The sequence below is a fragment of the Vibrio sp. R11-SG3-ISO9 genome (assembly GCF_059834255.1).
The window spans coordinates 203352-228300 of record NZ_JCBDGU010000057.1 but is presented as its reverse complement, the minus strand read 5'-3'; the positions used below and the strand labels follow the sequence as shown (position 1 = coordinate 228300).

Annotated in this window: 26 protein-coding genes; 9 read left to right on the top strand and 17 right to left on the bottom strand. The window is 43.0% G+C overall.

Annotated elements, in window-relative coordinates:
* Positions 1–51 precede the first annotated feature (51 nt).
* On the bottom strand, positions 52–717 hold the full coding sequence (locus tag AC6R05_RS24255) for an NAD(P)H-binding protein (protein WP_500648972.1): 666 nt from the start codon (positions 715–717) through the stop codon (positions 52–54).
* Positions 718–891: 174 nt separating this feature from the next.
* Between AC6R05_RS24255 and AC6R05_RS24250 the strand changes: the two genes are divergently transcribed.
* Positions 892–1461: a TetR/AcrR family transcriptional regulator gene (locus AC6R05_RS24250; protein WP_500648971.1), complete on the top strand. Its 570-nt coding sequence runs from the start codon at positions 892–894 to the stop codon at positions 1459–1461.
* A 95-nt stretch (positions 1462–1556) separates the two neighbouring features.
* On the opposite strand, the gene AC6R05_RS24245 is transcribed toward AC6R05_RS24250, so the two are convergent.
* The 6 genes from AC6R05_RS24245 to AC6R05_RS24220 form a co-directional block, all read right to left on the bottom strand.
* Positions 1557–2051: a hypothetical protein gene (locus AC6R05_RS24245; RefSeq protein WP_500648970.1), complete on the bottom strand. Its 495-nt coding sequence runs from the start codon at positions 2049–2051 to the stop codon at positions 1557–1559.
* Positions 2048–3286 (bottom strand): anaerobic sulfatase maturase, encoded by a 1239-nt coding sequence (locus AC6R05_RS24240; RefSeq protein ID WP_500648969.1) that lies wholly within the window; start codon positions 3284–3286, stop codon positions 2048–2050. The genes AC6R05_RS24245 and AC6R05_RS24240 overlap by 4 nt, the downstream gene beginning before the upstream one ends.
* A gap of 178 nt (positions 3287–3464) precedes the next feature.
* Positions 3465–5237: an arylsulfatase gene (locus AC6R05_RS24235; RefSeq protein WP_500648968.1), complete on the bottom strand. Its 1773-nt coding sequence runs from the start codon at positions 5235–5237 to the stop codon at positions 3465–3467.
* A complete protein-coding gene (locus tag AC6R05_RS24230; protein WP_500648967.1) occupies positions 5237–5641 on the bottom strand; it encodes a DUF4345 domain-containing protein in 405 nt (134 codons plus the stop codon). Before AC6R05_RS24230 ends, AC6R05_RS24235 begins: the two co-directional genes overlap by 1 nt.
* 271 nt (positions 5642–5912) lie before the next feature.
* Positions 5913–6356, bottom strand: coding sequence for a hypothetical protein (locus tag AC6R05_RS24225; protein WP_500648966.1), 444 nt, complete (start codon positions 6354–6356; stop codon positions 5913–5915).
* 36 nt (positions 6357–6392) lie between these two features.
* Entirely contained in the window at positions 6393–7808 is a 1416-nt protein-coding gene (locus AC6R05_RS24220) for a coniferyl aldehyde dehydrogenase (protein WP_500648965.1), read from the bottom strand.
* A 358-nt stretch (positions 7809–8166) separates the two neighbouring features.
* Between AC6R05_RS24220 and AC6R05_RS24215 the strand changes: the two genes are divergently transcribed.
* Positions 8167–9411 carry an iron-containing alcohol dehydrogenase gene (locus AC6R05_RS24215; RefSeq protein ID WP_285401276.1) on the top strand — a complete coding sequence of 415 codons (1245 nt, stop codon included), beginning with the start codon at positions 8167–8169 and terminating at the stop codon, positions 9409–9411.
* 110 nt (positions 9412–9521) lie between these two features.
* Here AC6R05_RS24215 and AC6R05_RS24210 read toward each other — a convergent pair whose 3' ends face one another.
* Both AC6R05_RS24210 and AC6R05_RS24205 read right to left on the bottom strand, forming a co-directional pair.
* Positions 9522–9950, bottom strand: coding sequence for a DMT family transporter (locus tag AC6R05_RS24210; protein ID WP_500648964.1), 429 nt, complete (start codon positions 9948–9950; stop codon positions 9522–9524).
* Positions 9947–10408, bottom strand: coding sequence for a DMT family transporter (locus tag AC6R05_RS24205; RefSeq protein WP_500648963.1), 462 nt, complete (start codon positions 10406–10408; stop codon positions 9947–9949). The genes AC6R05_RS24210 and AC6R05_RS24205 overlap by 4 nt, the downstream gene beginning before the upstream one ends.
* A 96-nt stretch (positions 10409–10504) precedes the next feature.
* On the opposite strand from AC6R05_RS24205, the gene AC6R05_RS24200 reads away from it, so the two are divergent.
* From AC6R05_RS24200 to AC6R05_RS24190, 3 genes are all read left to right on the top strand, one after another.
* Positions 10505–11398 (top strand): LysR family transcriptional regulator, encoded by an 894-nt coding sequence (locus AC6R05_RS24200; RefSeq protein WP_500648962.1) that lies wholly within the window; start codon positions 10505–10507, stop codon positions 11396–11398.
* A gap of 152 nt (positions 11399–11550) precedes the next feature.
* Entirely contained in the window at positions 11551–12021 is a 471-nt protein-coding gene (locus tag AC6R05_RS24195; RefSeq protein ID WP_150873190.1) for a Dps family protein, read from the top strand.
* A 206-nt stretch (positions 12022–12227) separates the two neighbouring features.
* Positions 12228–13493: a flagellin N-terminal helical domain-containing protein gene (locus AC6R05_RS24190; protein WP_500648961.1), complete on the top strand. Its 1266-nt coding sequence runs from the start codon at positions 12228–12230 to the stop codon at positions 13491–13493.
* Positions 13494–13598: 105 nt separating this feature from the next.
* On the opposite strand, the gene AC6R05_RS24185 is transcribed toward AC6R05_RS24190, so the two are convergent.
* The 3 genes from AC6R05_RS24185 to AC6R05_RS24175 form a co-directional block, all read right to left on the bottom strand.
* Entirely contained in the window at positions 13599–14651 is a 1053-nt protein-coding gene (locus AC6R05_RS24185) for a hypothetical protein (protein WP_500648960.1), read from the bottom strand.
* Positions 14652–14907: 256 nt separating this feature from the next.
* A complete protein-coding gene (locus AC6R05_RS24180; RefSeq protein WP_150873184.1) occupies positions 14908–15192 on the bottom strand; it encodes a MazG nucleotide pyrophosphohydrolase domain-containing protein in 285 nt (94 codons plus the stop codon).
* Between the two features lie 26 nt (positions 15193–15218).
* On the bottom strand, positions 15219–15950 hold the full coding sequence (locus AC6R05_RS24175) for a PhzF family phenazine biosynthesis protein (RefSeq protein ID WP_500649033.1): 732 nt from the start codon (positions 15948–15950) through the stop codon (positions 15219–15221).
* A 234-nt stretch (positions 15951–16184) separates the two neighbouring features.
* Between AC6R05_RS24175 and AC6R05_RS24170 the strand changes: the two genes are divergently transcribed.
* The gene (locus tag AC6R05_RS24170; protein WP_500648959.1) at positions 16185–16661 is read left to right on the top strand and encodes a peroxiredoxin; all 477 of its coding nucleotides are present in this window, start codon (positions 16185–16187) and stop codon (positions 16659–16661) included.
* Between the two features lie 56 nt (positions 16662–16717).
* Here AC6R05_RS24170 and AC6R05_RS24165 read toward each other — a convergent pair whose 3' ends face one another.
* The 5 genes from AC6R05_RS24165 to AC6R05_RS24145 form a co-directional block, all read right to left on the bottom strand.
* Positions 16718–17941, bottom strand: coding sequence for an MFS transporter (locus AC6R05_RS24165; protein WP_500648958.1), 1224 nt, complete (start codon positions 17939–17941; stop codon positions 16718–16720).
* Between the two features lie 411 nt (positions 17942–18352).
* Positions 18353–18910 carry an alkyl hydroperoxide reductase subunit C gene (gene ahpC, locus AC6R05_RS24160; protein ID WP_032553653.1) on the bottom strand — a complete coding sequence of 186 codons (558 nt, stop codon included), beginning with the start codon at positions 18908–18910 and terminating at the stop codon, positions 18353–18355.
* Positions 18911–19150: 240 nt separating this feature from the next.
* The gene (locus AC6R05_RS24155; protein WP_500648957.1) at positions 19151–20320 is read right to left on the bottom strand and encodes a MerR family transcriptional regulator; all 1170 of its coding nucleotides are present in this window, start codon (positions 20318–20320) and stop codon (positions 19151–19153) included.
* Between the two features lie 61 nt (positions 20321–20381).
* Complete coding sequence (locus AC6R05_RS24150) at positions 20382–20888, bottom strand: GNAT family N-acetyltransferase (RefSeq protein WP_500648956.1); 507 nt, start codon at positions 20886–20888, stop codon at positions 20382–20384.
* Between the two features lie 187 nt (positions 20889–21075).
* A complete protein-coding gene (locus AC6R05_RS24145; protein ID WP_500648955.1) occupies positions 21076–22377 on the bottom strand; it encodes a serine hydrolase domain-containing protein in 1302 nt (433 codons plus the stop codon).
* Between the two features lie 105 nt (positions 22378–22482).
* Between AC6R05_RS24145 and AC6R05_RS24140 the strand changes: the two genes are divergently transcribed.
* The 3 genes from AC6R05_RS24140 (at position 22483) to AC6R05_RS24130 (ending at position 24907) form a co-directional block, all read left to right on the top strand.
* Positions 22483–23385, top strand: a complete 903-nt coding sequence (locus AC6R05_RS24140) for a LysR family transcriptional regulator (protein WP_500648954.1) — start codon at positions 22483–22485, stop codon at positions 23383–23385.
* Positions 23379–24077 carry an IclR family transcriptional regulator gene (locus AC6R05_RS24135; RefSeq protein WP_500649032.1) on the top strand — a complete coding sequence of 233 codons (699 nt, stop codon included), beginning with the start codon at positions 23379–23381 and terminating at the stop codon, positions 24075–24077. Before AC6R05_RS24140 ends, AC6R05_RS24135 begins: the two co-directional genes overlap by 7 nt.
* Positions 24078–24217: 140 nt before the next feature.
* On the top strand, positions 24218–24907 hold the full coding sequence (locus AC6R05_RS24130; protein WP_500648953.1) for an SDR family oxidoreductase: 690 nt from the start codon (positions 24218–24220) through the stop codon (positions 24905–24907).
* The last annotated feature ends 42 nt before the right edge of the window (positions 24908–24949 follow it).

Here is a 24949-nt window from a genome sequence, read left to right as displayed (position 1 = left end):
CTAAATTCAGGTTAAATATGGGAAATATCAATCGATTCACGGAAAGTGGTACTAATACGCTAGGTTCATCATGTCTATAGAATCTAATCGCTCTACCTTACTCGGGGTCGGGAATGTCGAATGCACAACAATGCTTTTCGCGATACTTGTAGCTTGAATAGGTAGATATTTTTTCATACTCCCCAACATCAACGGCCTAAACACTTTAAGGGCACCTTGAAGTAATTTTTCATCAGGCCTGCTCTCCTGACGATTGCCAGCTAGTGGCCCTGGGTGTAAGAAAGTCGTTTTCTCAAAATTCAGAAGTTCAACTTTGGTTTCCATTTGCCCTTTACAGCGAAGGTAGTGCGAGCGTGCGTTATTATCAGCCCCCAAGCAGGACACAACGATGAGGTGTTTTACACCCATGTTCTTCATGCTTTGCGCTGTAGAAACAACAAGATCCACATCAATAGAACGCAATTTTTCTTTTGTTCCTGCCTTTTTAATCGTGGTTCCTAAAGCGATAACCCCGACTTCCGGGGAGATAGAATCAAGAGCGCTTGTTGGTACATTTAAGCGACTGTCGATTATCTGCTTTAACTTATGATGTTCTCTGTTAACCTCACGTCGAGACAGCGTATAGACGGTGCCGAAGTTCTCACTGTCTAATAAAGCGCTCAAAGTTTCTCGGCCAACTAAGCCACTTGCTCCAGCAATGATGATTGTTCTGTTCATATTTAATCCACCGTCTGTTTATGTTTAACACTAACGTTGCCTCGACCGTGTATATACTAGAACAAACATACCGACCGGTCTAGTCAGAATTTTGTTAAGTTTGTCAGAATTAGACTGGACGGTCGGTTTAGTGAGCGTATAATGCTACTAATCATTTAGATTCCGAGCTGACTTATGAAAGACTTAAAACAAAAACTTTTGGACGTAGGCTTTGAGCTTATAAGTGAACAGGGTTTTGCAGGCCTTGGGTTGATGAAGATTATTAATAGCGCTGAAGCAACGAAGGGGTCGTTTTACCATCACTTCAAATCGAAAGAAGACTTTGGGTCTGTGCTATTGACGAATTACTTCGAAGATCACCTAGAAACCCTCGATAGTTTCTTGATGGATACCTCTCTTTCTTACCAAGATCGAGTTAAAGCATACTTTGACTATTGGTGTTCAGAGAAACTGACTTCAGATTTTCAAATAAAATGCTTGGTCGTTAAATTATCTGGTGAAGTGTCTGGTACTTCAAACCAAATGCAAAAAGTGCTTAATGAAGGTGCAGAGAAGATCATTAGCCGCATGGGACACTTTTTTAAAGAAGGTGTTGAGAACGGAAGTTTCAATATGGTTGATGGCTATGATACGGCAAGAACACTGTATGGCTTGTGGCTAGGAAGCACTCTATTGGCCGCTATGCAGAAAGATCGTTCACTGCTGGATAACGCAATGAAAGAGACAATCAAACTGACGCACTAATGAGTCTACTTCTTCTCACATTTTGTAAAAATGCCTGATAAAAAGCTCATCATTCGATGAGCTTTTTGTTTTTCTATTTGGTATCAAAAAACCTATTACTGTCTAACAACCTCAAGAACAGAGGCAGGAATGATGGTCTCAAGCTCAACGTATTGGCTAAGATCTAGAAAAGCAAAACCGCTATAAGCTAAACTGCTCCAACCTAAGATAGATAGAACAAGCAGACTGAAAGTTTTCACCCCACTTTGATTTAATCTTTTTGAAACAAAAGTATAGCTAGGAATTCCAACCAATACTGGTGCCAAAATCGCCATCGACAATTGGCCGTATTGATTCCACTTTCTCATAAATTTTCTTAGCTTAGGGTTAAACACCACTTCTTTTCGTTTCTTGAACAGACGTGAATACACTGGAGCAATTTGCCAGCCAGCATACGCAGCGAGCATCGCTGGGATAAGGTTAAACACCAGCATTTCCGGGTAAGAATATGATAGAAAGGCTGCAATAGCTGGCCCTGAATAGGTCTTCCAAAGGCTTAAGAGAGCCATCGACAAACCGATGGCCAAATAGGTTTCAAATGCTAACGTCATGCTTTATCTCCACGCAATGGCTTACCGTTACGCTTCAATATGCCGGTAATAATGGGGTTGATATGAGTAAAGAAATCCATCCAACCTGAACACAAGTAATTAAGACCCACTTCACCAGTTGCAGTCGTTAGTATACGATTTTTCGGACATTCTCCGTGACACGCAAAGCGGTAATCACACTCTCGGCATTGTGTTGGCAACGACTTACTTTTTGCAAAACCGAATTGTTGCTGTTTAAACGAGAAAGCAAGAGAGCCCAAAGGTTTCTTCTCAATGTTTCCAAGTAAAAACTCATCGAACACATAATGGTCACAAGAATAGACATCACCATTTGGTTCAACGGCTAACCCTTTTCCGCAAATCTCGCTTAAAGTGCACATGCTGCTTTCATACCCCATCCAAACGCCGAAGAAATTGTCGAAATAAGGAATGAACACTTGGCCAAAATCGTGCTTAAGCCATTCATCAAAAATCGTTGTTAGAAAATGCCCCCACCCTTTGGCTGACACACTCCAAGGCTCTACCAACCCTTTAACTGGAATGATTGCCAGGTCACCATAGCTGTGCCACTGGCTATTTGTTGACGCAGAGAGTTTATCTACAACGGGAATGAACTGAATTTGAGACGGCTGCACCTCATCACGTAAAAACCGATAAACTTCAAGCGGCTTTCGGCTACTGACATCGTTAACACAAGTCAGTGTTGCGAACTGAACTTTATGCTTCTGAAGAAGCTTAATTCCACGCATCGTTTTTTCAAACGTACCTCTGCCTGCTCGATTTTTACGATAATAATTATGGATATCTTCAGGGCCATCAATGCTAACGCCAACTACAAAGTCATGTTTCTTAAAAAATTCACACCACTGTTCATTCAAGAGCGTGCCATTCGTCTGAATATCATTTGTGATGGTAGAAACTTCCGGGCAATACTTTGTTTGTAACTGAACAACCAATTCAAAATACTCAACGCCTAACAATGTAGGTTCACCGCCATGCCATGAGAAAATGATCTCCTCAGTATTTTGAGCTTCAATATACTGCTTAATGTAATTTTCGAGTGCGACTTCATCCATGGATACGGAAGAGCGCGATGAATAGTCCAATAAACCTTGCTTACCTAAGTAGTAACAGTACGTACAATCAATATTGCACACCGCACCGATGGGCTTTGCTAAAGCTTGAATTTTGCTGTGTGCCTTACCATTAAACTGTGGTGCTGAGATAGCTTTCATAGTTGCTCCCAATTATTGAAGAGTTTCCTTCTCTATCTAAATCCCGTTGTTTATTTCGAGGTATTGATGGCACTATACACAAAACAAACCGACCGGTCTACATTTTAATTTTAACTAAAAAAGCCCCTAAGAAAACTCAGGGGCTATAAGCCAACTTAACATCGTTATGTCTGTATTATTAATGCGACATGGTATGACCTGCCGCGCCTAACCACGGGTTCCAATCTTCAGCAACATCAACAATGTTATGGTCTTTCTTGTACTGCTCGTAAGTGACCATCATATCTTGATAAATCTCAGGATATTTATCTTCGATTGGCACAGCTTCAGCCGGGTCTTCTTTAATGTTATATAAGTGCCACTTACCATCACCGTACATACCAGTGCGGAGCTTCATTAACTTATAGTCACCTTGAATAACAAAGCCGTTCCCAAACAACTCGAATGCAAACCAATCATCTTCAGAACGCACGGTATCTGCTTGACCAGACAAGAAAGGCACCATAGATTTACCCGAAGGCAACGCGACTTGACGCTCTTTATAATCAGAACCAGGATGCGCGACACCTGCATAGTCAAGTATGGTCATCGGTAGGTCTTTCACGCTTAATGTTGTGTTAGACATTGCACCTTGCTGATCGAACCCTGTACCTTCGGGTGGACTCACTATAAGCGGAACTCTCACACCACCTTCGGAAACAAACCATTTCCACCATTGCAGTGGACCTGTCGTAGCGTTTGCCCATTCACTGCCTAGCTGTCGGCTTGAACGTGATGTACCGATTGCTTCATCAGACATATCAAAATGGTCTTCTGTCCAGTTCTTCCATAAGCTGTTGGCCAGTGGACCCATAGCGTCTGATCCTTCTGGGCCATTATCTGGCATATAGATAACCAATGTGTTGTCCAGCTCGCCCGTTTCTCTTAGGTAATCCAATACTCGCCCGATATAAAAGTCTTGAGCTTCAATCATCGCTGCGTATGTTGCCATTAGTCGTGCTTGAGTTTTCTTCTCGGCATCCGTTAAATCATCCCATTTTTTAGTAATTGGGTTGTCTGCTGGATAAGGGGTATTTTTCTGGTACACGCCAGCTTCGATCATCTGTTCGTAACGTTGTTTTTTAAGGCCTTCATATCCCAAGCTTTCATACATTTCTGTGTACTTATCAATCAATGCCGCAGGTGCTTGAAGTGGGAAGTGCGCCGTTGTAAGTGCGAGATAACCAAAGAAAGGTTTACCAGAGTCCTTGCCCTCTTCGATGTATTCAATCATTTTCCCTGTATAAAGATCATCAGAATAGATCCCTTTGACACGCTCGACTTGCTGACCATTCTCATAGAACTTTTGTTTCGTCACAGGCGGCTGTTTTCCTTCAGCCAGTGCTTTTTCAGCGACTTTTACCGATGGGTACATATCGGTATCATCCCAGTGTGCTGAACCACCTGAATAGACGCCATAAGTTTGGTCGAAGCCCCAATCCTGTGGTGGATTACCATGACCATCACCAGACCCCAAGTGCCATTTACCGGCATGATAGGTGTTGTATCCATTGTCTCTTAGTAGTTCAGTAATTGTTACGGCATCACGAGTCAGATAACCCTCATAACCTTTTTTGCCTTTTGATGGTGGGTAGATTGAGTAGTCGAACGACCCTAAACCCACTTCAATGCTATTGGCTCCAGTAAAGAGTTGACCTCGTGTTACCGACGAAACCGGAGACGCGTGAAAATTATTGAAGCGAATACCTTCTTCCGCGAGAGAATTCAGAGTTGGAGTGTTAATCTCAGACCCAAATGGTTGAAGATCGCCCATTCCGATATCATCACCAACAATAAGCAAAATGTTAGGTTGGTTTGCCTCTGTTGTAGCTTCTGTTGACGCTGCGCCTAATGATGGAAAGGCGATGAACGGAGTAATTAGACCCAAGGAAATTACAATTTTAGTCTTCATCAGTAAGCTCCAACTTTATTTTTCTGTTGAAAATTCGCGTTTGTTGAACCTTTAAGAACCACATAACCAGAGAACGCAATCACAGCTTCGATAACCGTGTATCCAACCAAAACAATATTTGGTGTGCCATCTACAAGCATGCTCACCACTCTTGCGGCAGCTAAACCACTCATAAACACAATCAAGCTATGCAGAGCTGATAACGTGTATTTGTTATTAAATGCTGCAACTAACCAAAACGTTCCCATTGCCACATAAAGACCCATGGTAGCTCGGAAAATGTTGGTCATTTCGATGCTGTTGACATCGATACCAAAGAACAACTCTTGAAACAGCCCGTAAGTTAAGGCTACAGGGAAGATCCCAAGAGATGCGACGAGTAGGAAAATATTTTCTTTTTTCATGTTAATAAACCTTCATTTAGTCAATAGCTTATAATTCATTTGGTAAATGTCAGTCCATTGACAAGCTCTTCCCTAAATCTAAAAATGGACAGTATTTAGATCAAATCTGAGGTTAGGTATTTCCATCTTGGTTACCTCTGGCATCAGTAGCGACCGACACACCTAAACTGACCAGTCGGTCTAGGTAATAGTTACGATTTGCTAGTACATGAGTCACATAAAGAATGTGCAGTCGCGTTAATTTAGAAAGTTGTAAGCAAATGAACTTGAATTAGCGTAAGTGCGCCGGTGTCTTGCTCTTATCACGGGTTAAGTAGTAGTAAACGTAGAGAAGCGAATAGACAGTAACAAAACCATCTAAAGCAAACACGCCACTCCAACCTAAGAACCACTCGTAATCATTAACGTGTACGTTATAGAGAAATAAACCAACGAACATTGCTTTTTCAAAACCACTGTAAATCATGGTAGAAGTTCGCAAAGGCTTGATGTAAGCCGAGACCATGAGCAAAACGCCGATACATCCAACCATGACACCCCAATGTTGATAAGTGGCTTGCAAATACTCCTTGTTCACCATCATTTGCTGGTCGTAAAAAAATAGGTTGACCATACTCCACTCGGGTGCGAGAAACGTCGCAAACGCACTTGCAGTCAGGAGGCCTGTAATCAATAAGTAACCACGGATTGTTTTTTCAAAAAAGCGTTCTAACATTTGTCTTTCTCTCACTATTGGATTAACGGTTAGCGATTACTTCCCAAGCATGGCTAATACTGCTGACTTGAATTCGTTATCTTCCGCTGAGAACAAATGTTTAATTTGGTGCTCATGACCACTTGTCATGACAGTCTTAGCATGTGAGAAGGTAATAAAGCCTTCTTTACCATGGTAATTACCCTTACCAGACTCACCGATACCACCAAATGGCGCATCATCGACCGCTAAGTGGAATACACAATCATTAATACACATACCTCCAGAATGGATAGTCTGTTTAATTCGCTTTTGTAGTGCTTCATCGAATGTCATTAGGTACAGCGCTAACGGTCTCGGCTTACTATTGATCAGCGCAATCGCTTCATCGATTTGTTTATACCCAATAATTGGAAGTAACGGACCGAAGATTTCTTCATCCATAATGTTAGATTCAAGTGACGGTTCAACCACTAGATGAGTCACTAGTCGGTGCTCGTTTTCATCGATGCTATCTACGTGGCAAGGCTCTACTCGTGTGCCTTTGCCAATTTCAGTATTAAGCAGCGAAATAACGCGATCATACTGACGGGAGTTCGCCACTGAAGTAAGATTTTCTGAGTGAATACCTTTAGGGAATAGTGCTTCATATTGACGCTTATATTCTGAAATGAATGCTTCTTTCTTGCCTTCCGGAACCATTACATAATCAGGAGCAACACAAACCTGGCCATTGTTAAGGCTTTTACCGTAAATAATTCGTTCTACCGCTAACTCCATAGAAACATCATCCGCTACGATCACAGGTGACTTACCACCAAGCTCAAGAGTTAAAGGCGTAAGGTTTTCTGAAGCAGCTTTCATGACTAGGCGTCCTACAGCTGTTGATCCGGTGAATAGCAAGTGATCAAAAGGAAGCGCTGTAAATTCTGCAGATAAACCAGCCTCTCCTTCTACAACCACGACTTCGTCATGACTAAAGAGAGTAGACAGCATTTCACTCAATACCTGGTTCGTATTTGGAGTGAACTCGCTCATTTTGATCATTGCGCGGTTACCCGCAGTGATTGCAGAAATAAGTGGGCCAACAGATAACATAACAGGGAAGTTCCATGGAGTTACAATACCAACCACGCCTTTTGGCTGATACACCACTTCGACTTGAGACAACGAAAGTAATGCTCCCGCACTACGCACTGATGGCGCCATCCACTCACTGATATGCTCAATGCTGTAATCAATATTCGCAACACACGGAAGCACATCTGCAATCAGTGTGTCTTGCACACTACGTTGACCATAGTCTTGGTTCATCGCATCACAAATTCGGTCGCTAAAATCAATCAGTGCCTCTCTTAGCAAATTAAGCTTCGTGACACGGGCGTCTAAGCTCGGCATTGGATCCGAATTGTACGCGTCTTTCATATTCTTATAGTGATGCTTCATTTCATTAAGTGAAGTAATGCTGTTCATTTTCTATACCTTTCTCGTTGGGTTGATTACACAATAATACAAAACAAACCGGTCGGTCTAGTACTTTTGCGAATAAATTTGTCCGAGGAATGTTAGACATAATGCTCATTTATTAGTGATGGATAAACTAAACGTCTTATTTTCAATAAATTAGCGTTCTAGACTCCCAGTTTTGACAGATGATTTATCAATTACTGATAACCGACATAAAGAAGTTTTTAAAAAAAACACACAAAAAACACTAGACCGACCGGTTTGTTTAAGTGTAGGGTAAATGCATACAGTAAAGAGAATGATGGAACTTACTCAAGGGAATAGAAACTTTACACCAAATTTTAACTTACAGTAGGTAACTCCGATGCTATATAAAACTGAACGATTTTTTGTAAACACATACCATGCACTTGCAAGCACCGCTTTCCCTCGCATGCCTGTTCCAGTACCAAATGTTTTAAATGGTGACAAATCACTTGATGCACTTGCGGAACATTTGAAGAGCAAAGGGATTCAACGTCCTGTAATTTTTACAGACAGCTTTTTTTGCACCCTTCCATCATTCCAATTGCTTATTGATGCACTCGAGAAAAGAGACATTGATTACAAAGTTTTCAACGAGATTCAGCCAGACCCTTCGTATGCCATCGTCGAAAAAGGTATCGCCGCATGCCACGATCACAACTATGACTGTGCTATCGCAATTGGTGGTGGTAGTTCAATCGATGGCACTAAGATGATCAACGGTTGTGCTAAACACAATTTAGATCCTCGTAAGATCACTCACGGTTTAATGAGTATGCTTCAGTTACGTCGCAAAGGCGCTTACTTCGTTGCCATTCCTACGACGGCAGGCACAGGCTCTGAAGCAACAACAGTAACGGTCGTGACAGACGAAAAAACCAACCAAAAGAATGCACTAGTAAGTTATGGAATCGTACCTGATTTAGCGGTTTTCGACTCAAGACTGACAATGGCATTACCTCCTCACATTACCGCAGCAACAGGAATGGACGCGCTTACACACGCGATGGAGTCATTTATGAGTACCTATGCGACAAAACAAACGGATGAAATGAACTTAAAAAGTATTCAGCGTATTTTCGAGTTTTTGCCTCGCGCATACAAAAACGGCACTGAAGATGATGAAGCAAGAAGTGAAATGGCATTAGCATCCTTTGACGCAGGTAAAGCATTCTCTAAAACGTTACTTGGTTGGGCTCATGGTATCTCTCACCAGTTAGGAGCGTTTTACAAAGTTCCGCATGGTTTAGGTTGCGCGATTGCCTTACCACACGTTCTTCAATTTGCATTACCAAAAGCGACACACCGCCTCGCAATTATTGCAGATGCTCTAGGTTTAGAAGGCGTGACAGAATCTGAGAAAGCACAAGCTGTCGTTGACGCTGTATTTGAGTTAAACCAAACGTTAGACATTAATTCGCAATTTAACATGCTTGAAGAAAAACACGTTTCTCAAATAGCACGTAACATCATTAAAGAAGGTAACATGGCCTACCCTTCACACCGCAATTTTGACTCATACGCTCACCTAGAAAGCTTCTTACTTGAACGCAGAGACTACGTACACAAGCCAATGGCTGCATAAAACATAAAAACACTTAAGTAGGTAATAAAATACGCCCGAGTCGACTCCGCTCGGGCGATGATTTTTCAGCTTTTAGTCATCTAAATTCGTATACCCCTGATCAATACAGGCTAGGTTTGATATTTAACTTTCGACACCACACCGACAATCACTAAGCCAGCTCCTAGTACTTGTAGGCTTAGGTTTTCCAACCCTGCGCTGTACATGTCTATTGCTAGACCAAACAACATCTGTCCACATACCACCAGCACAATTGAGTTTGTTGAACCGAGCTTAGTCATAACAAAACTATTAACGGCAACATATAGCGCACCAATCACACCACCTAAATACAGCCAAGACTGACCTGACGTCATTTGCAGTGGTCCCCAAAAAGATACAGAAACCATAGTGAAAAGGGCCGATAAGAACAGAAAACCAACCGTATGATTAACCAGCGACGCATAAAACGCCCCATATTTCGTGGAAAGCTGCCCATTAAACACTCGGCTCAATGTAATACAGAAGCCGTTCAATACGCCCAAGAAAACAAAAATCATTGGCTACCCGCCTTTCCGAAGATAATCAACAATGCGCCTGTTGTTACGAACAATGTAGGAACTAAATTGGCAAGCGACAGCCTCACACTAGGTTGATTGAAAAGTCCAAAGTGCTCGATTAAAAGTGACGACGCAAATTGCCCTATTAATGCCAGAGCTAAGGTTCCAGTAAGACCAATATCGCTCTGCACTGTTATCGATGCTAACACCACGGTAAAAGCACCCGGTATTCCACCAAACCAATATCGCTTCTTCACTTCTACTTTTTCGTGCGATCTGCCACGGCTCTTGAATATCAAATACAAAAGAAGAGCCAAGACGCTACCAACGCCATGAGCAATCCAAGAAGCAAAAAATGCAGACGTCGTTGCGGCCAACTCACTATTCACATTGATCATCAGAGCCAACAAAACGCCGCTGAATACGGCCATAGAGCTCCAGCCTAATTTTTCTAACATAACCATCCCTCACCTAAAGTTAGAGCAGATTATAATTAGATCGATTAATGAGTATAATAGGCAGTTAATAACAACTAAGTTGAGTAAAATTCAACAATGAGAGATGTATTTTCAGCCATTCCTGTTTTTGTTGCCGTCATTGAGTCAGGATCTTTTTCAGCTGCTGCGGATCGTTTAAACATGACCAAATCCGCGGTCAGCAAGCGGATTTCCAGTTTAGAGGATAACCTTGGTACGCGCTTATTCCATCGCAGTACTCGCAAACTTACACTGACGGAAGCTGGGGAACAATTTTCTGACTATGCGCGCAACGCCCTATTCATTGCTCAACAAGGGATCAATGCAACCACTCTCCATCAAGGGAAACCCAAAGGCACATTGAAAATCAATGCACCTATGACGTTTTCTAGATTGCACTTAGTCCCGTTATTAAAAGAGTTTCTTGACCAGTACCCGGATATCAAAGTGGTACTGAGCATGGATGACAAAGTCGTAGAGATGATTGAAGGTGGTTACGATGTCGGCATCCGAATCGGTGAGCTCAAAGACTCATCACTGATTGCCAAAAGGCTGGCTAAATGCCACAGCGTAGTGTGCGCCTCGCCAGAATATCTGTCTAAATCTGGGACTCCGAAAACACCCTCTGATTTAAAAGACCACAATTGTATCTACTACAGCCTATTCCAAGCCGGTGTTGAGTGGACTTTTTATCGTGATAACGAGAAATTGAAAGTAGAGCCAAAAGGTAACTTTGTGGTCAACAACAGCGATGCTATTTGTGAAATGCTGTTGCAAGGGCTAGGAATATGCCAAATGCCCACCTTCATCGTACGAGACCATCTAGATTCTGGGCGATTGATAGAAGTGCTTCAAGAGTACAACCTACCCGATCACAATATTTATGCTGTCTACCCAGAACGTCGTCATGTACCAGAGAAAGTCAGAGTATTTCTTGACTTTTTAGAGAACAAGCTGAGCTCGGTATATTAAAAGTCACTGCGAACAACAAACTTTCAGCACCCAAACTTACGATAGTTTTTACCTATCAAAAACATAGAAACAGTCCATTTTTATTAGCCATCTGTACGACATAAACTGTACCCAACAAAACAAAATAACCTAACAAGAACAAGGTACACAAAATGACTAAGAATTTTATTGGACTAGATAATCAACAATCACAACAACTTGCCCATGAGCTAAATTCACTGCTTGCTCACTACCAAGTTCTGTACATGAACGCGCGTGGGTACCACTGGAACATTAAAGGCGAATCTTTCTTTGAGCTACACGTGAAATTTGAAGAGATCTATACGGACCTTCAAACCAAAATCGATGAGATCGCAGAACGTATCCTTACACTAGGTCATACACCCGATCACGCATTCAGCCGCTACCTTGAAGTAAGTTCAATCAATGAACACCAAAATGCCACGCAAGGGAAAGACTGCGTCACTGGGCTGGTAAATGGTTTCAGCGAGCTATTAGTCAAACAGCGCGACATTCTTGAACAGGCAGGCGACGCATCTGACGAAGGTACAGCTGCACTTATGGGTGACTACATCCGTGAACAAGAGAAGCTAATGTGGATGCTGAACGCTTATCTTCAATAATCTAGCTGATTACTTCTAAATTGAAAAAGAGCTTAAAGCGATTGCTTTAAGCTCTTTTCGTATTGCCGGCAAAATTTTGCCGAAAATCAAAAACATAATCAAAACTAATTATTTGAAACCATCAAAGCCACCCAAATAAGCAACCGAGAGCATGGTATTAATGTTGCATATATAGAAAACAAAATAACCAACAATCTATAAATACCATGGCTTTAACCGTTCAAAGTAATTATGTCGCAGCAGAAGCACGAAACAGACTCAGAAGTTCAGAACAAGGATTAGCTTCCTCCATGGAAAAGTTGAGCTCTGGGCAAAAGATTAATCAAGCCAAAGATGACTCAGCTGGCTTGCAAATATCCAATCGCCTAAGCACACAAAGCCGTGGGCTGGATGTTTCGATGCGGAATGCAAATGATGCAGTATCAATATTGCAAGTTGCCGAAGGGGCGATCTCAGAGTACACATCGAGTATTCAGCAAATCAGAGATCTCGCTCTTCAATCTGTAAATGGCACAAATACCCCAGAAGACATTGAAGCAATTGAGAAAGAAATTCGAGCACTGGGTGACGAACTACACCGTATCACTCAAACCGGCCATTACGGAGGGTTGAACCTGCTCAATGGCTCAAAAGAAAGCTTACGTTTTCAAATAGGATCTAAAACAGGTGAAACAATGCTTTTCGGGTTACCAAATTTAGAAGCATTAAACGAAGAGCGAATTATTCGAACTACCCCTTCATCTTACACTGGAGATCCTATCCCTTTAGATTGGCGTACCGAAAAAGGAGATTACATTGACTTTCTTTTTGTTAAAAATAGTGGGGAGAGAAAAACACGGATAGAAATCCCTGAAGGGCAAAATATTGAAGGTGTAGTCAACTACCTCAACAATCAGTTTGACGAAAAAGTGAGATTTTTCATCACAGACCTTGAAGATGAAGATGGTGTAGAACAAAGCATCTTAGCTTATGCCTATGAAAAAGGCTCTGAGTACTCCAATGGAGAAATATTTGGAATATCAGGTGAACACTTTGCCAATTTAACCAAGCCAGATGGTTCTAGAAGTTATTTACTTAAAGGAGGAAATCCATTTGTCGCTTTTGGCTTGGACCGTAGCCTGACTGAGTTAATTCAACATGACTTCGAACACATAGAAGATTATGAACCGAATGAGACAGACTACATTAATGACCGTAATGCTTTGATTTACACGTGTGACCTAATCCTTCATCAAGTTAATAAGCTTCAAGGAAATATCGGGAGTACACAAAATCGGTTAGATAAAGCAATCAATAACTTGTCCAACCAAGAGATCAACATTAATGAAAGCAATAGTCGCATAAAAGACACTGACTTCGCTAAAGAAACGACAAACATGCTCAAAGAGAGAATACGTACAACGTCAACAACTAGCATGCTTGCTCAGGCAAACAACATACCTAAAAGCATCACTTCACTACTAACAAGCTGACGCTAGCTTCCCAGTTTAAACAATAGCGTTATCGTATCCCCTAACCCAACATAGAGTAAGGGGCATTCTCATACCTATTTTTTGATATTAGTACAGCAGAGCCATTTAACTCTTTGCACCATCAAAACAAGATAAGACATCTTGCTCGAAGTACGGCTCTTGGTTTACCCAGAACATGTAGTCGACTTTTAAAAACTTCGTAGCAAATGAGACTAAGCTTGGTACTAGGTTTTCACGCCCGCTTTCTACATCCATACTATTAGTTTTACCAATGTAGTTGCCATCTTGAACTGCAATACTCATGGGTACCGAGTAGTCACTCTCATGCATCATCGCAAGCGCATGGTTTAGCTGTCCTTTGCGTTTTGGCATCAAATCTGGTGCACCGAGGCCAACACCAATGCTCTCGCCATATTCGTAAATCGACTTAAGATAACCTTCATCTTCCCACGGCAGCCATTCGCCAGGCATAAAGTTCGCGTACTGAATTTTAGCGGAATGCTCGAAACCTGAACTCAAAGCATCCATATTCGACTTTATCGCTGCTACATAAGCCTCATTAGTGAAGCCCGGAGATATCTCGCTTGTCACGCCGATGGCTGATTCTTGAAGGTTTATGCCTTCAATACGGCCGTCGAACGCCTTACCCAATGCAACAATCAGTTTCGCAAAACGTTGATTGACGTCTTTGTTCCACCTTTTTGCCACCCAGCCTTCATGCACGCCATCATCCGTAATCTGTTTAACAACGCCACCATCGTACTTTTCCGTCAGAAGGTATTCAGGGACACCTTTAAAGGTGGTTGTAAACGTCGCATCCTGAAGCTGGAGAAATAGCTTTTTTCCGTGCGCTTCTAGATATTGGAGATCCGCTTCGATTTGAGAAAAGTCATATTCGCCCTCTACAGGCTCTAACTCCGCCCACGGATACATGATCTGAGCGCCAGCAAAACTATTAGATTTCAGTAATGGGTGATTTTGGATGCCGGCCCTGTCTCTCGCAAAATAGACAAAATGGCGAATATCGCTCTTTTCGATAGGACAAACTGCACTTTCATGCTTCTTGTATTCATTCGCATATCTCTCGCTAGGCTTGACCCATTCAGCGTGAGCATTGGAAGCACTACATATCAGTGCAGCTAGAATTATTCTCTTCATCAATAGTCTCTAGTTCAATCATTTAGCACCATAGTACAAGGGTAGTGGCGCCTATAAATCGGCTTTTTTGTGCCACAAGCATAAAGCGTAAGACGAAACGATCTACCTCTGCATTGTCATAACTTAGAGATACTGGTTCATAGTTTGGTAAAAAATTAGTAGAAGCTGCTTTGCACGTGATTATGTGACCATCCAAAGCAAGTTCGATAAAAAACATAGACGTTGAGCTCCGATTAAACGGATACGCTAAAGAGCATTAGCGGTTGTACTTAGCCTTGTTTAGAACTTCTTTAAGTTCGTGAGTTTTCTCTAAGTCCACGTCGTAGATGTTTGCCAAAGCACAGACGTAGTAGAGAACATCATACAACTCTTCAGCAATCGAGCCCTTTAACTCTTCTAATGCTGGTTGACCACTTTGCCCTTTACGAATGGCTTCCGACACTTCCCCAACTTCTTCTATCAACTTTAAGAAATAGTGATCCGACAACTCAGGGGCATGATCAAACGCTTTGATGTGGTTTTGTAATTCAGATAATTTCATAACTTCCTTATACGGTTATCTATTGCCTATGTTCGAAGAGTCACATTGGCCACAATGGTAATGAGCGAGTCCGAAGTCTTCTCGACATGAAAAAGGCCACCCGCTTTGGATAATTGGCGAACACTGAGAGCTTCCACGCCAAGCTTATCAAACCAATACGGAGCTAACGAGCATTGTGCTGACCCTGTCGCCAAATCTTCATCTATACCGATGTTGGGTGCGAAATACCTTAAAACGTACTCGCTATCGCCACTCGACGAAGTAACAATCAGAGCATGATGTTTACGAATCTGCTTAATTTTTTGTTGGTCAGGTAGAAAGTTGGCAACAGATTGTTCATCGGGCAAAACGATCACTAAATCGCGAGTAAAAAATACGTCATCCACTTGCATGAAACTGCCATTTAATGATTCAGGAATGACACCAGACTCACCTTTCCATGCCGGTAGTGTCATGCAATAACCCTCATCTCGCTTCTGAACCGTTACTGTGCCGTACTGACTGTGTAGATTTACTTTATTAAGTTGATACGTGGTGATAACAAAGGCACCGGCTCCTAAACTACCATGACCACACAGGTTAATTTCACTTTCCAATGAAAACCAACGAATCTGGAATTGTCCATTCGACTCAATCAAAAACGAAGTTACCGGTTGCCCTAGTTGTTGACTCAATTGGAGCAGTTCTGCGTCAGTCAACCACTCATCGAGCATCACCACACCGCAAGGGTTTCCAGATTGAAACTCCCCAGAAAACACATCGAAAATCATCGTTCTAATAATGCACCTACCTATCCTGTTTTAACCTTCAGCGAGCTATCAACGGTCATCAACTTGGAGAAAACGCTTAAGTAAACACCAAGATATCGCGAGTGATACGAATAGTCTATGACTCACTTTTAGTAATAGTCTCAATCCCTTACTCTCTGTCGGTGGTTCAATTCGCTATTGCTCGCTACACTGTTCAGTACAAACACAACAAGGAAAGCAAACATGATCCAGCAAGGCCAAACACTACCGAGTGCAACTCTTAGCGAACTGACCGATGAAGGAATGCAGAATCACTCAACTGAAGAGATCTTTGCAAACAAGAAAGTCGTACTTTTTGCAGTACCAGGCGCATTTACACCAACGTGTTCTGAAGCCCATCTACCCGGCTATGTCGTTTTAGCAGACCAAATCAAAGCTACTGGCGTTGACGCGATTGCATGCGTGTCTGTTAACGACGCATTTGTGATGAACGCATGGGGTAAGGCGCACAATGCAGACGAAATTCTGATGCTTGGCGATGGTGATGCAAGTTTTACTAAAGCTCTGGGATTGGAAATGGATACTGCGAGCTTTGGCGGTGTGCGTTCTCAAAGATACGCAATGATCGTGGAAAATGGCGTAGTCACTCAACTCAATGTTGAAGAACCAAAACAATTTGAAGCAAGCAAAGCCGAGACAATTTTAGCTGCTTTGAAGTAATCCGAAATACCGGATAGATAAAGTGAGGGCTCAGCCGAAACGCTGAGCCTTATTTTTTAATGTGTTGAATCTTGTTTTATGATTTTATTCAGTGAGAAAACCACTAACGCGAAGGCTGCAAATAGCGCATACACTAGTGATACTTGAGTCAGATCCGTATTATCGACTAGCTTTGTAAACAAGGCTGAGATAAGTGCACCAGCACCGAAAGTCGTCGCCGTGTATAGGCCGCTTGCAATGCCTGCGTTCTCTTTAAACTCTGCTAGTGCATTGGCAGGGCTGCTACTCAAAAGAATGGTACAGCCGATAGCGATGATCACCATTGGACCAATTAATGAGTACCACGCGTCAACACCGCTCATGGCAAACATCAATGCGCCACCAGCCACAATAAGTGTCAGTGAAAGTGCAATCAGCGACTTAATACTCATCAAAGCATTCACTTTTGGTGATAAGAAGCTTCCGACCATAAACACAATGGCAATCACCATGAACATCTGGCCAAACGCGACTTGTGATACTTGGAGTTTACCCATTAAGTACATAGGTGCGACCGTTAAAAGATAGATAAACAGACTCTGTGCAACCAAGGCAAAGAACAAGTAGGTTCTAAAACGAGTGTTAGTCAACACTGAAACGTAACGCTTAGTTAGAGAACCACTAATCTCGGACTGGCTGACCGTCCCCTTAGTTCTGTCATTAGGCAATGTTAGAACAATCCAAACCATGCTTATCGCACCCAACGTGGCCATGATGGTAAAGAGAGTGAACCATTCATTGTTTTCAATAATGTAGGCACCAGCTAAAGGCGCACTTACCGGCACAAACGCCAAAATGCCATTCAAATAGCTGTAGGCTTTGTTCAGTGTTTCACCCTCAAATCGCATACGAATGATTGCAAATATGGCGGTGAAACACGCGCTCCCACCAAAGCTTTGAAGTGCGCGATAGGCTAAGAACTGAGTCGTCTCATTTGCCGACACCCCAGAGATTAAATAAGAGCTTAAAGCGAACAACAAAAGACCAATCAGAGCGATATTTTTCTTTCCGATGGTATCAGCCATACCACCCCAAAACAGTTGCCCTAGTCCCCAGAACAGCATGTACACACTGATCGCTAGCGACGGTACTCCTTGGTTACCGAAAAATTCGCCAATCTGATATACCGCAGGTAAGAAGATGTCCAAGCCAAGTGGCAAAAGGGTAAAAAGAGGTAATCCGGCTAGTAAAGTTAATCCCACGCTGTATTTTGACGTAGCACTTTGAGTTGCTGTATTCATTGGTGATTTCCCATTGCAAACAAGCGGAATAGATTTTTCGTAGCTTGCTTTGTGTAAAGTGTATGGACGTACAATTGCTGTAATACGTCGATAGGGAGATCATAGGTGAAGAGATTAGTGACAACTAGACGAACAATACCTACATAATTGTTAGATAAAAACTAATAATAAACTTTCTACAGATGAAAAAAGCCACTCCTAAATCCATAGGAGTGGTGTCGAATTTGCGACAAGTTTCTAACAAGAACGTGTTGGACAGAGGGAGAACTTACGCCACACCATATGACTTACTTTCGTAAAACCAAGCGAACATATCTCGGTATCATGGTGAAGCGTTAGGATTTAGGGCGGCGCGCCAAAGCCCTTTAGGAGGCAGGCTAAGGCGCGCCTGTAGAACGGGTTAGCAGATGCTTAGATCTTACCTACTAGGTCTAGAGATGGTGCTAGTGTCTCTTCACCTTCTTTCCATTTAGCTGGACAAACTTCACCTGGGTTGTTGGCAACGTACTGAGCTGCTTTAACTTTGCGTAGTAGGTCTTCAGCATCACGACCGATGCCTTCAGCAGTGATTTCCATTGCTTGGATAACACCTTCTGGGTCGATTAGGAACGTAGCGCGGTCTGCTAGGCCTTGACCTTCACGCATTACGTTGAAGTTATTGGTGATAGTGCCAGTCTGGTCGCCTACCATGAAGTACTCGATAGTACCGATTTTGTCAGAAGTGTCGTGCCATGCTTTGTGAGAGAAGTGTGTGTCAGTTGATACTGAGTAAACTTCCACGCCACGAGATTGAAGCTCTGCGTATTTCTCTTGTAGGTCTACAAGTTCAGTAGGACATACGAAAGTAAAGTCTGCTGGGTAGAAGAAGAATACTGCCCACTTACCTTTCACGTCTTGCTCTGTAATTTCTACGAATTCGCCGTTTTTGAATGCCGTTGCGTTGAATGGTTTGATTTCTGTGTTGATCATGAATTTACTCTCTCAATAATTCGGTTGTGTTTGCGCTCTCTTGCGCTGTTGGGGTTATATTGCATCGAATCTTTAGGAGGGTAAATTTGGACTTTTCTATCAATTCAGTAGGTAAAACCTATCAAAAGAAACCTGAACAAAAACGGCCCAGTAAGTACCAATAAAAAACGGACCCAAAAGGTCCGCTAATTATTATGATGCTCTTCAACTAATAAACGCCTACCTATCAGATCCAGAAAATCACCCTTTCGCCAGTACAAACATGTGATAGCCAAACTCATGAGCGCGCTGTGTACATAAGTTAACTTCATGCTTAATATCCTTAAACGCTGCCGATCCCGCCATTTCGCTCTCAAGCTCAGCGACTCTTTCACCTAATGGGCCGTAATAGTTCAACCAAGCTTCCTCACTCATTGGAAAATGATCGACGACCTGATAACCCGCCTTGTTCATCTGCTCAATGCGCATTTGTACCAATTGGATATCCGGGTACTCTTGGTTCCAAAAGTCGATAGATTCTTTGCTCGGCGAATCCGTGCGCCAAACCATGTCGCTGATCATGAGGTAACCATTGTCACTTAGCAGATCTTTCCACGCAGAGAGGGCTTTCTCTACACCCATGATATAAGCGCTGCCTTCGGCCCACATTAAATCAAAGCTTCGTTTATCAAACGGTAGCTCAGTCATACTCGAACATTCCGTCTCGAGACGCTGAGACAAGCCGAGTTTCTCAAATCGTTCGGTTAATCTGTCTAGTGCTGACTGTTCATTATCAATCGCGGTAATCGTCGCTTCAGTCTGTTCTGCCAATACTTGGGTGGCCAACCCTTTACCACAACCAATCTCTAAGATCGTAGTCGGCTTAGTCGGTACTCGAGACAGTGCTTTATTAGTTTCTTCTTCGCTGCCTGGCCCCCATCGCTCTAGCGTTTCAAATACACGCATAAAGTCAGCCATATAGAGATCATGTTCGTTCATATCTTTTGATAACCATTTCAATCGCAACGCTTCTTTCTCACTAAAGCCTTGCTTCATTAACCAATCAAGATGAGCATCTGGAGCCAGCTTATCTAGCCCTTCATGCCATGCCTTTAAGTCACCTTCTCCGAGCATCGCCGCTAATAGGGCTCGTGACTTTTGTTTCTGCTCTATCTCTTCATCTAACGCTTTGAGTCGATTCTGAAGTAATTGCCTGTCTACCTTAGCCTCAAGGCAAATCTTGCACTCCTGCAACGTCAAACCACCCGCTTGTAACTGCTGAATCAAGCGCACACGCTGCACATCTTTGTCGTTGTATACGCGATACCCGTTCTCTAATCGGCGACCAGAGATAAGGTTTTGCTTCTCGTAATAAAGCAGTGCAGTTCGCGATAGCCCTACTTTCTTTGCCAGCTCAGATATTTGATACATGGTTTACGCTCATTCTTTTTAGCTTAAGTTCACTACTTTAAACTATGAAGTTATAGACAAGTCAACCAAAGAACGCTGAGTGATAACTCACTTCGCCCTCAGGGAACTCACCGTTGAATGACAATGCTAGGAAGTACTCGGCTGGCACTCCTGATAACGTTAACTCTGGCTGTGCTTTGAAGCCGAATCGACCGTAATATTGGGGTTCACCGAGCAACACAACGCCCTCAAAGCCTAAGTTTTGAACTTGTGAAAGTGCCTCACGAATCAAAGCACCTCCAATACCTTTACCTTGATGAGAAGGAGCTACGGATACTGGGCCTAAACCTAACCATCGGCTTTCGTTCCCACCAATTAGCACTGGAGACAACGCAATGTGTCCGATGAGTTGTTCTTCTTCCTGGTAAACAAGAGAAAGCGTTAACGCGTTTGCCTCTCGCAGTCTGTTCACGATCAAATGTTCGGTCGGTTTTGCACCTGGTTCATGGTGAGGGTGATTTTCAAATGCTTGGTAAGTGATTGAGTCTATGTAATTTAAGTCTGGCTCTGTTTCATGTCTAATGTTCATATCTGTTCATCCGATTAATGAATATTCGCCGACAACGATTTAACGTCTCAGCGTTTTCAATAATCAAACTATAAAGTGTAAAGCCATAGACAGGTCAACATCGTGTCGCAACTTTTTTATCTACCGATACGAATATCCATCAGATAGAACTAAGGCGCTCTTCTGAACGCCTTGTGTAGTTGGATAATTAAAGAGAGTTTGCCAGAGACTCAAAAGCATCCAGTCGAATCTTGGAAGTCTCCCTTGCTGCATTGGAAGCACTGTCGGCAGAAGAGAACGTCGCTATAACGACATTTTTATCTTGGTTGATGTAAAGGAACTGACCAAATACACCTCGGTAGGTCGCGATATTTTTCTCAGAGTCGTGCACCCACAAGAAGTTCTTGTATCCCTCTAGATGAGAGTCATACACTGCGCCCTCTTTCTGTTTGTAGATACTGTTGTTTGTGGCTTTTCTATCTTGCTCATCAACATTAAACGAATCTTTCACCCACTTCTCGGAGAATACTTGCTCGCCATTGTATTGCCCATTGTTGACCATGGCCAAACCCACGCGAGCAAAATCGCGCAATGTTGTGTTGAACCCGCCGGTTGCGATTGGGTTGTAGCCGATGTCAGCCATAAAGAAGGCATCATGCTCAGTGCCAAGCTTGTTCCAAATATTGTCTGCAATGAACTCGTTCAGCGGCTGACCCGATACTCGCGCAATCACCCACCCGATCACATCCACATTTGGACTGTGGTACTCGAAAGTGTTGTTGATTGGTAAATCTTCAGACTGTTCAAATATAGCTGCAAAACTGAGTAGGTCACGCGGCGTGTCATCTTTGGTTGGGTCGATAGCCATCAAGTCATACCCGGGCACAAACCCTAAGCGGCGGAAATATTCATAATGCACCTCGCCTGGCGCGATGTTGACGTAGTCTTCACGGTAGTTGAGCGCAGACGTCATATTTAGAACGGTGCGCAGTGACTGTTCACCAAAGTGAGTGCCAGCAAGCTCAGTCACATATTTGCTCACCTTTTCGTTCACATCGACTTTGCCTTGCTCTACTAATAAGCCCAGCGCTTGGCCAACAAGAGATTTGGTGCTCGACGCCCAAAGGTGCTTGTCTCTATGTCCAAAGTCACCAAAATATTCTTCATGTAGGACTTTGCCATCTTTAATAATGATGTATCCGTCGGTGAAGTCATTGATCATAGCGTCTCGAAACGTGTATTCGTTTTCGCCATATTTAAACTTGTGCTCAACAACTTCAGGACTCAAATTCTGTGGGATTTCGCTAATCGCACCGTCTCGCGGGACCATCACCACCGGGTGAATACCCATATTTTGAAACGACCAATGGTTGTAAGGGTGCTCTGTGTAGTTGCTTAATGTGACTTGATCAGCTGGCTTTGCAGGTACTGTCGACATGGGTTTGATTTCTGCAACCGCTGCGATAGAGAAGGTGCTCGCGATAACCGCGGTAAGTAATGATGGTTTCATGTTCAAACTCTCCAAGAATGGTCTTTATGTACGCAGCAAGAATATCGTGATAATTTCGAACATATAAATCCATAATGTACGCCCAAAACGTACAAAGGTGAAATCATGATCTCGATTGAGCAAGTTACCTGTTTCACTGCCGTATATGAGCGACAAAGTTTTAGTGCTGCCAGCACTCAACTCGGTAAAGCACGTTCTACGGTACGTGAACGTATTAATGCGCTGGAAGATCTCATGGGAGTCGAGCTGTTTATTATTGAAGGTAAGAAAGCAAAACCCACTGGTATTGCACACAGGCTTTACCCTCGCGCTCGCTTGCTAGCTCGTCAATCATTAGAATTTGAGAACATTGCCTTTTCAGCTTACAAAGGTGAGCTCAGTCGAATCAGTATCTACCACGACTCTTCAACGCCAGTTCAACTACTCGCACTCATTGATAGTAGCGTTAAACAAAAGCACAACGAGATAGCGATTGATTGGTTACAGAAGGATCGAAGTGAGAGCTTAAAACGTGTTGAAGATGGCGATGCATTTGTCGCTATCATGCCCGGACTTGGTAATCTCCACCCGACTTCCGGTGTGGGTAACATCAACTTGGGGACTTGTGAATTGGGTCTGTTTACAGCACAAAGCTCCTCTCTACTCGATCGTCCTCTATCGATAGCAGAACTGAGTGTTGAGCTTCAACTTATCACGGAAAATGATCGTTCAAACGGGCTACGGCACACTAACGTCAGTTGTCACAGCGAGATAGTCTCCAGCAAAACACTGCTCATAGAGAAACTAAAACAATCAGGCTGGACAGTATCCACAAAAGCGGACATGCAACCCTACATTGATAAGGGGGAGATCAGACAGCTGAATCTAATTGAAGCACCAGAGCTGATTAGGCAAGATTGCGTTTTGTTTTATAACCTATCTTCTGAAGCCTCTGAACTAGAGTCAGACATCATCGCAACAATTACGCAAATCGCGAAAAATCACCTGAAAGGACAAATCATATCGTGAGTAATACACGCAAGATTCAGTCAGTAGAGCGCACTTTCTCGATACTTGAGGCTCTATCTCTAAGCCCAACAGAGTTATCGCTTCAAGAGATCAGTGTAAGTGTGGGACTAAACAAAACCACAGCGCATGGCTTACTTGCGACACTACACTCGCTTGGGTATGTCACCAAGAACAAGGCGGGTTACAGTTTAGGTTTGCGCTTTAGAGAGCTCTCAAAGCCATTGGAACAGAAAGACGAAGCGATCCGTTCACACTTCTATCCTTTAATTGAGCGTATGGCACAAATGACAGATAACACTGCTTATCTCGCTGTGCAAAGTGGCGAGCAAGAGTATCTATACATCGATGCCGTTGAAAAGAGCAACCCATTAACCATTCGCAGTCCACGTGGTAAACGTGAAGGACTCATATCATCAGCAATAGGAAAAGTATTCCTGACATTCGACGAGTCTCTACTTCGTCAGCTAAGACTCAAAGGGCAGATATCGTCACAACTAGAGACAGAGTTAACAGAGGTCAAAAAACGGGGCTTCGCACTCGACTTAGAACAAGCTGAACCAAATCTGCACTGTCTGGCAATTCCTTTATATCAAGAAGGCGAATTAGTTGCTGTAGCGGGAGTCAGTGGTGACGCTAAGGAACTCAACCGTTCTCGTTTGGAGCACTTCGCCAAGCTGTTTCTAAGTAAATGATCAAGGCAAAGACGGGCGAACTCGTTTACCTCATCATTCGACATTGTCGAATATACTGCCTTTAGTTATTGCTTTTATGCCTGTTGGTATCGAGGTCCAATAAAATAATCGACATCAAAGTAATCAATTGAGGATAAGAAATGTCGACTGTTTTAATTACTGGCGCGAATCGTGGTCTAGGACTGAAATTTGTACAACAGTATCTAAACAAAGGGTGGGATGTTATTGCCACCTGTCGTTCACCAGAGAGTGCTAAGACTTTAGTTGAGCTGTCACACACGGCCAACGTTGAACTGATGAAACTCGATGTGACAACAGAAGAAGATATCATTCAGTTGGGTAAATCTCTCGAAGGTAGAGCCATTGACCACTTAATTCTAAATGCTGGCGTATTAGGAGAGAACTGCTCAACACTTGGCGAAATGACACAATCCAAATGGCTAGAAGTGTTGAATGTTAACACCGTAGCCCCTGCACTGATCATTCAAGCATTGAGAAACAATGTCGCTTCAAGCGAGCTAAAAACCATCGTAGGAATCTCCAGCCGAGTGGCCAGTATTGGCGACAACGGTTCTGGCAACATGTATAGCTACAGAACGTCTAAAGCTGCGCTCAATCAGATCCTAGTATCCGCAGCGAGAAACCTTGCAGAGTACGGCGTAAAAACACTCGCGGTACACCCTGGCTGGGTTCAAACGGACATGGGTGGAACAGATGCTACTTTCACTCCTCAAGAGAGTGTCTCAGGGATTATCGCTCTTGCGGAATCGCTACCGTTCGAAGAGTCTGGTAGTTTCAAAGTATTCGATGGCTCAGAGGTTGAATGGTAAGCCTCTAACCTTCATAAACGAAAACAGCCCCAAACTGTTCAG

What these genes read in the sequence shown, in the direction of transcription:
- AC6R05_RS24150 (WP_500648956.1), bottom strand. Translation starts at nt 20,888, where the DNA reads ATGAACATTAGACATGAAACAGAGCCAGACTTAAATTACATAGACTCA.
- AC6R05_RS24255 (WP_500648972.1), bottom strand. Translation starts at nt 717, where the DNA reads ATGAACAGAACAATCATCATTGCTGGAGCAAGTGGCTTAGTTGGCCGA.
- AC6R05_RS24130 (WP_500648953.1), top strand. Translation starts at nt 24,218, where the DNA reads ATGTCGACTGTTTTAATTACTGGCGCGAATCGTGGTCTAGGACTGAAA.
- AC6R05_RS24155 (WP_500648957.1), bottom strand. Translation starts at nt 20,320, where the DNA reads ATGTATCAAATATCTGAGCTGGCAAAGAAAGTAGGGCTATCGCGAACT.
- AC6R05_RS24165 (WP_500648958.1), bottom strand. Translation starts at nt 17,941, where the DNA reads ATGAATACAGCAACTCAAAGTGCTACGTCAAAATACAGCGTGGGATTA.
- AC6R05_RS24200 (WP_500648962.1), top strand. Translation starts at nt 10,505, where the DNA reads ATGAGAGATGTATTTTCAGCCATTCCTGTTTTTGTTGCCGTCATTGAG.
- AC6R05_RS24215 (WP_285401276.1), top strand. Translation starts at nt 8,167, where the DNA reads ATGCTATATAAAACTGAACGATTTTTTGTAAACACATACCATGCACTT.
- AC6R05_RS24195 (WP_150873190.1), top strand. Translation starts at nt 11,551, where the DNA reads ATGACTAAGAATTTTATTGGACTAGATAATCAACAATCACAACAACTT.
- AC6R05_RS24250 (WP_500648971.1), top strand. Translation starts at nt 892, where the DNA reads ATGAAAGACTTAAAACAAAAACTTTTGGACGTAGGCTTTGAGCTTATA.
- AC6R05_RS24245 (WP_500648970.1), bottom strand. Translation starts at nt 2,051, where the DNA reads ATGACGTTAGCATTTGAAACCTATTTGGCCATCGGTTTGTCGATGGCT.
- AC6R05_RS24235 (WP_500648968.1), bottom strand. Translation starts at nt 5,237, where the DNA reads ATGAAGACTAAAATTGTAATTTCCTTGGGTCTAATTACTCCGTTCATC.
- AC6R05_RS24225 (WP_500648966.1), bottom strand. Translation starts at nt 6,356, where the DNA reads ATGTTAGAACGCTTTTTTGAAAAAACAATCCGTGGTTACTTATTGATT.
- AC6R05_RS24210 (WP_500648964.1), bottom strand. Translation starts at nt 9,950, where the DNA reads ATGATTTTTGTTTTCTTGGGCGTATTGAACGGCTTCTGTATTACATTG.
- AC6R05_RS24170 (WP_500648959.1), top strand. Translation starts at nt 16,185, where the DNA reads ATGATCCAGCAAGGCCAAACACTACCGAGTGCAACTCTTAGCGAACTG.
- AC6R05_RS24180 (WP_150873184.1), bottom strand. Translation starts at nt 15,192, where the DNA reads ATGAAATTATCTGAATTACAAAACCACATCAAAGCGTTTGATCATGCC.
- AC6R05_RS24140 (WP_500648954.1), top strand. Translation starts at nt 22,483, where the DNA reads ATGATCTCGATTGAGCAAGTTACCTGTTTCACTGCCGTATATGAGCGA.
- AC6R05_RS24190 (WP_500648961.1), top strand. Translation starts at nt 12,228, where the DNA reads ATGGCTTTAACCGTTCAAAGTAATTATGTCGCAGCAGAAGCACGAAAC.
- AC6R05_RS24240 (WP_500648969.1), bottom strand. Translation starts at nt 3,286, where the DNA reads ATGAAAGCTATCTCAGCACCACAGTTTAATGGTAAGGCACACAGCAAA.
- ahpC (WP_032553653.1), bottom strand. Translation starts at nt 18,910, where the DNA reads ATGATCAACACAGAAATCAAACCATTCAACGCAACGGCATTCAAAAAC.
- AC6R05_RS24145 (WP_500648955.1), bottom strand. Translation starts at nt 22,377, where the DNA reads ATGAAACCATCATTACTTACCGCGGTTATCGCGAGCACCTTCTCTATC.
- AC6R05_RS24220 (WP_500648965.1), bottom strand. Translation starts at nt 7,808, where the DNA reads ATGAACAGCATTACTTCACTTAATGAAATGAAGCATCACTATAAGAAT.
- AC6R05_RS24205 (WP_500648963.1), bottom strand. Translation starts at nt 10,408, where the DNA reads ATGTTAGAAAAATTAGGCTGGAGCTCTATGGCCGTATTCAGCGGCGTT.
- AC6R05_RS24185 (WP_500648960.1), bottom strand. Translation starts at nt 14,651, where the DNA reads ATGAAGAGAATAATTCTAGCTGCACTGATATGTAGTGCTTCCAATGCT.
- AC6R05_RS24230 (WP_500648967.1), bottom strand. Translation starts at nt 5,641, where the DNA reads ATGAAAAAAGAAAATATTTTCCTACTCGTCGCATCTCTTGGGATCTTC.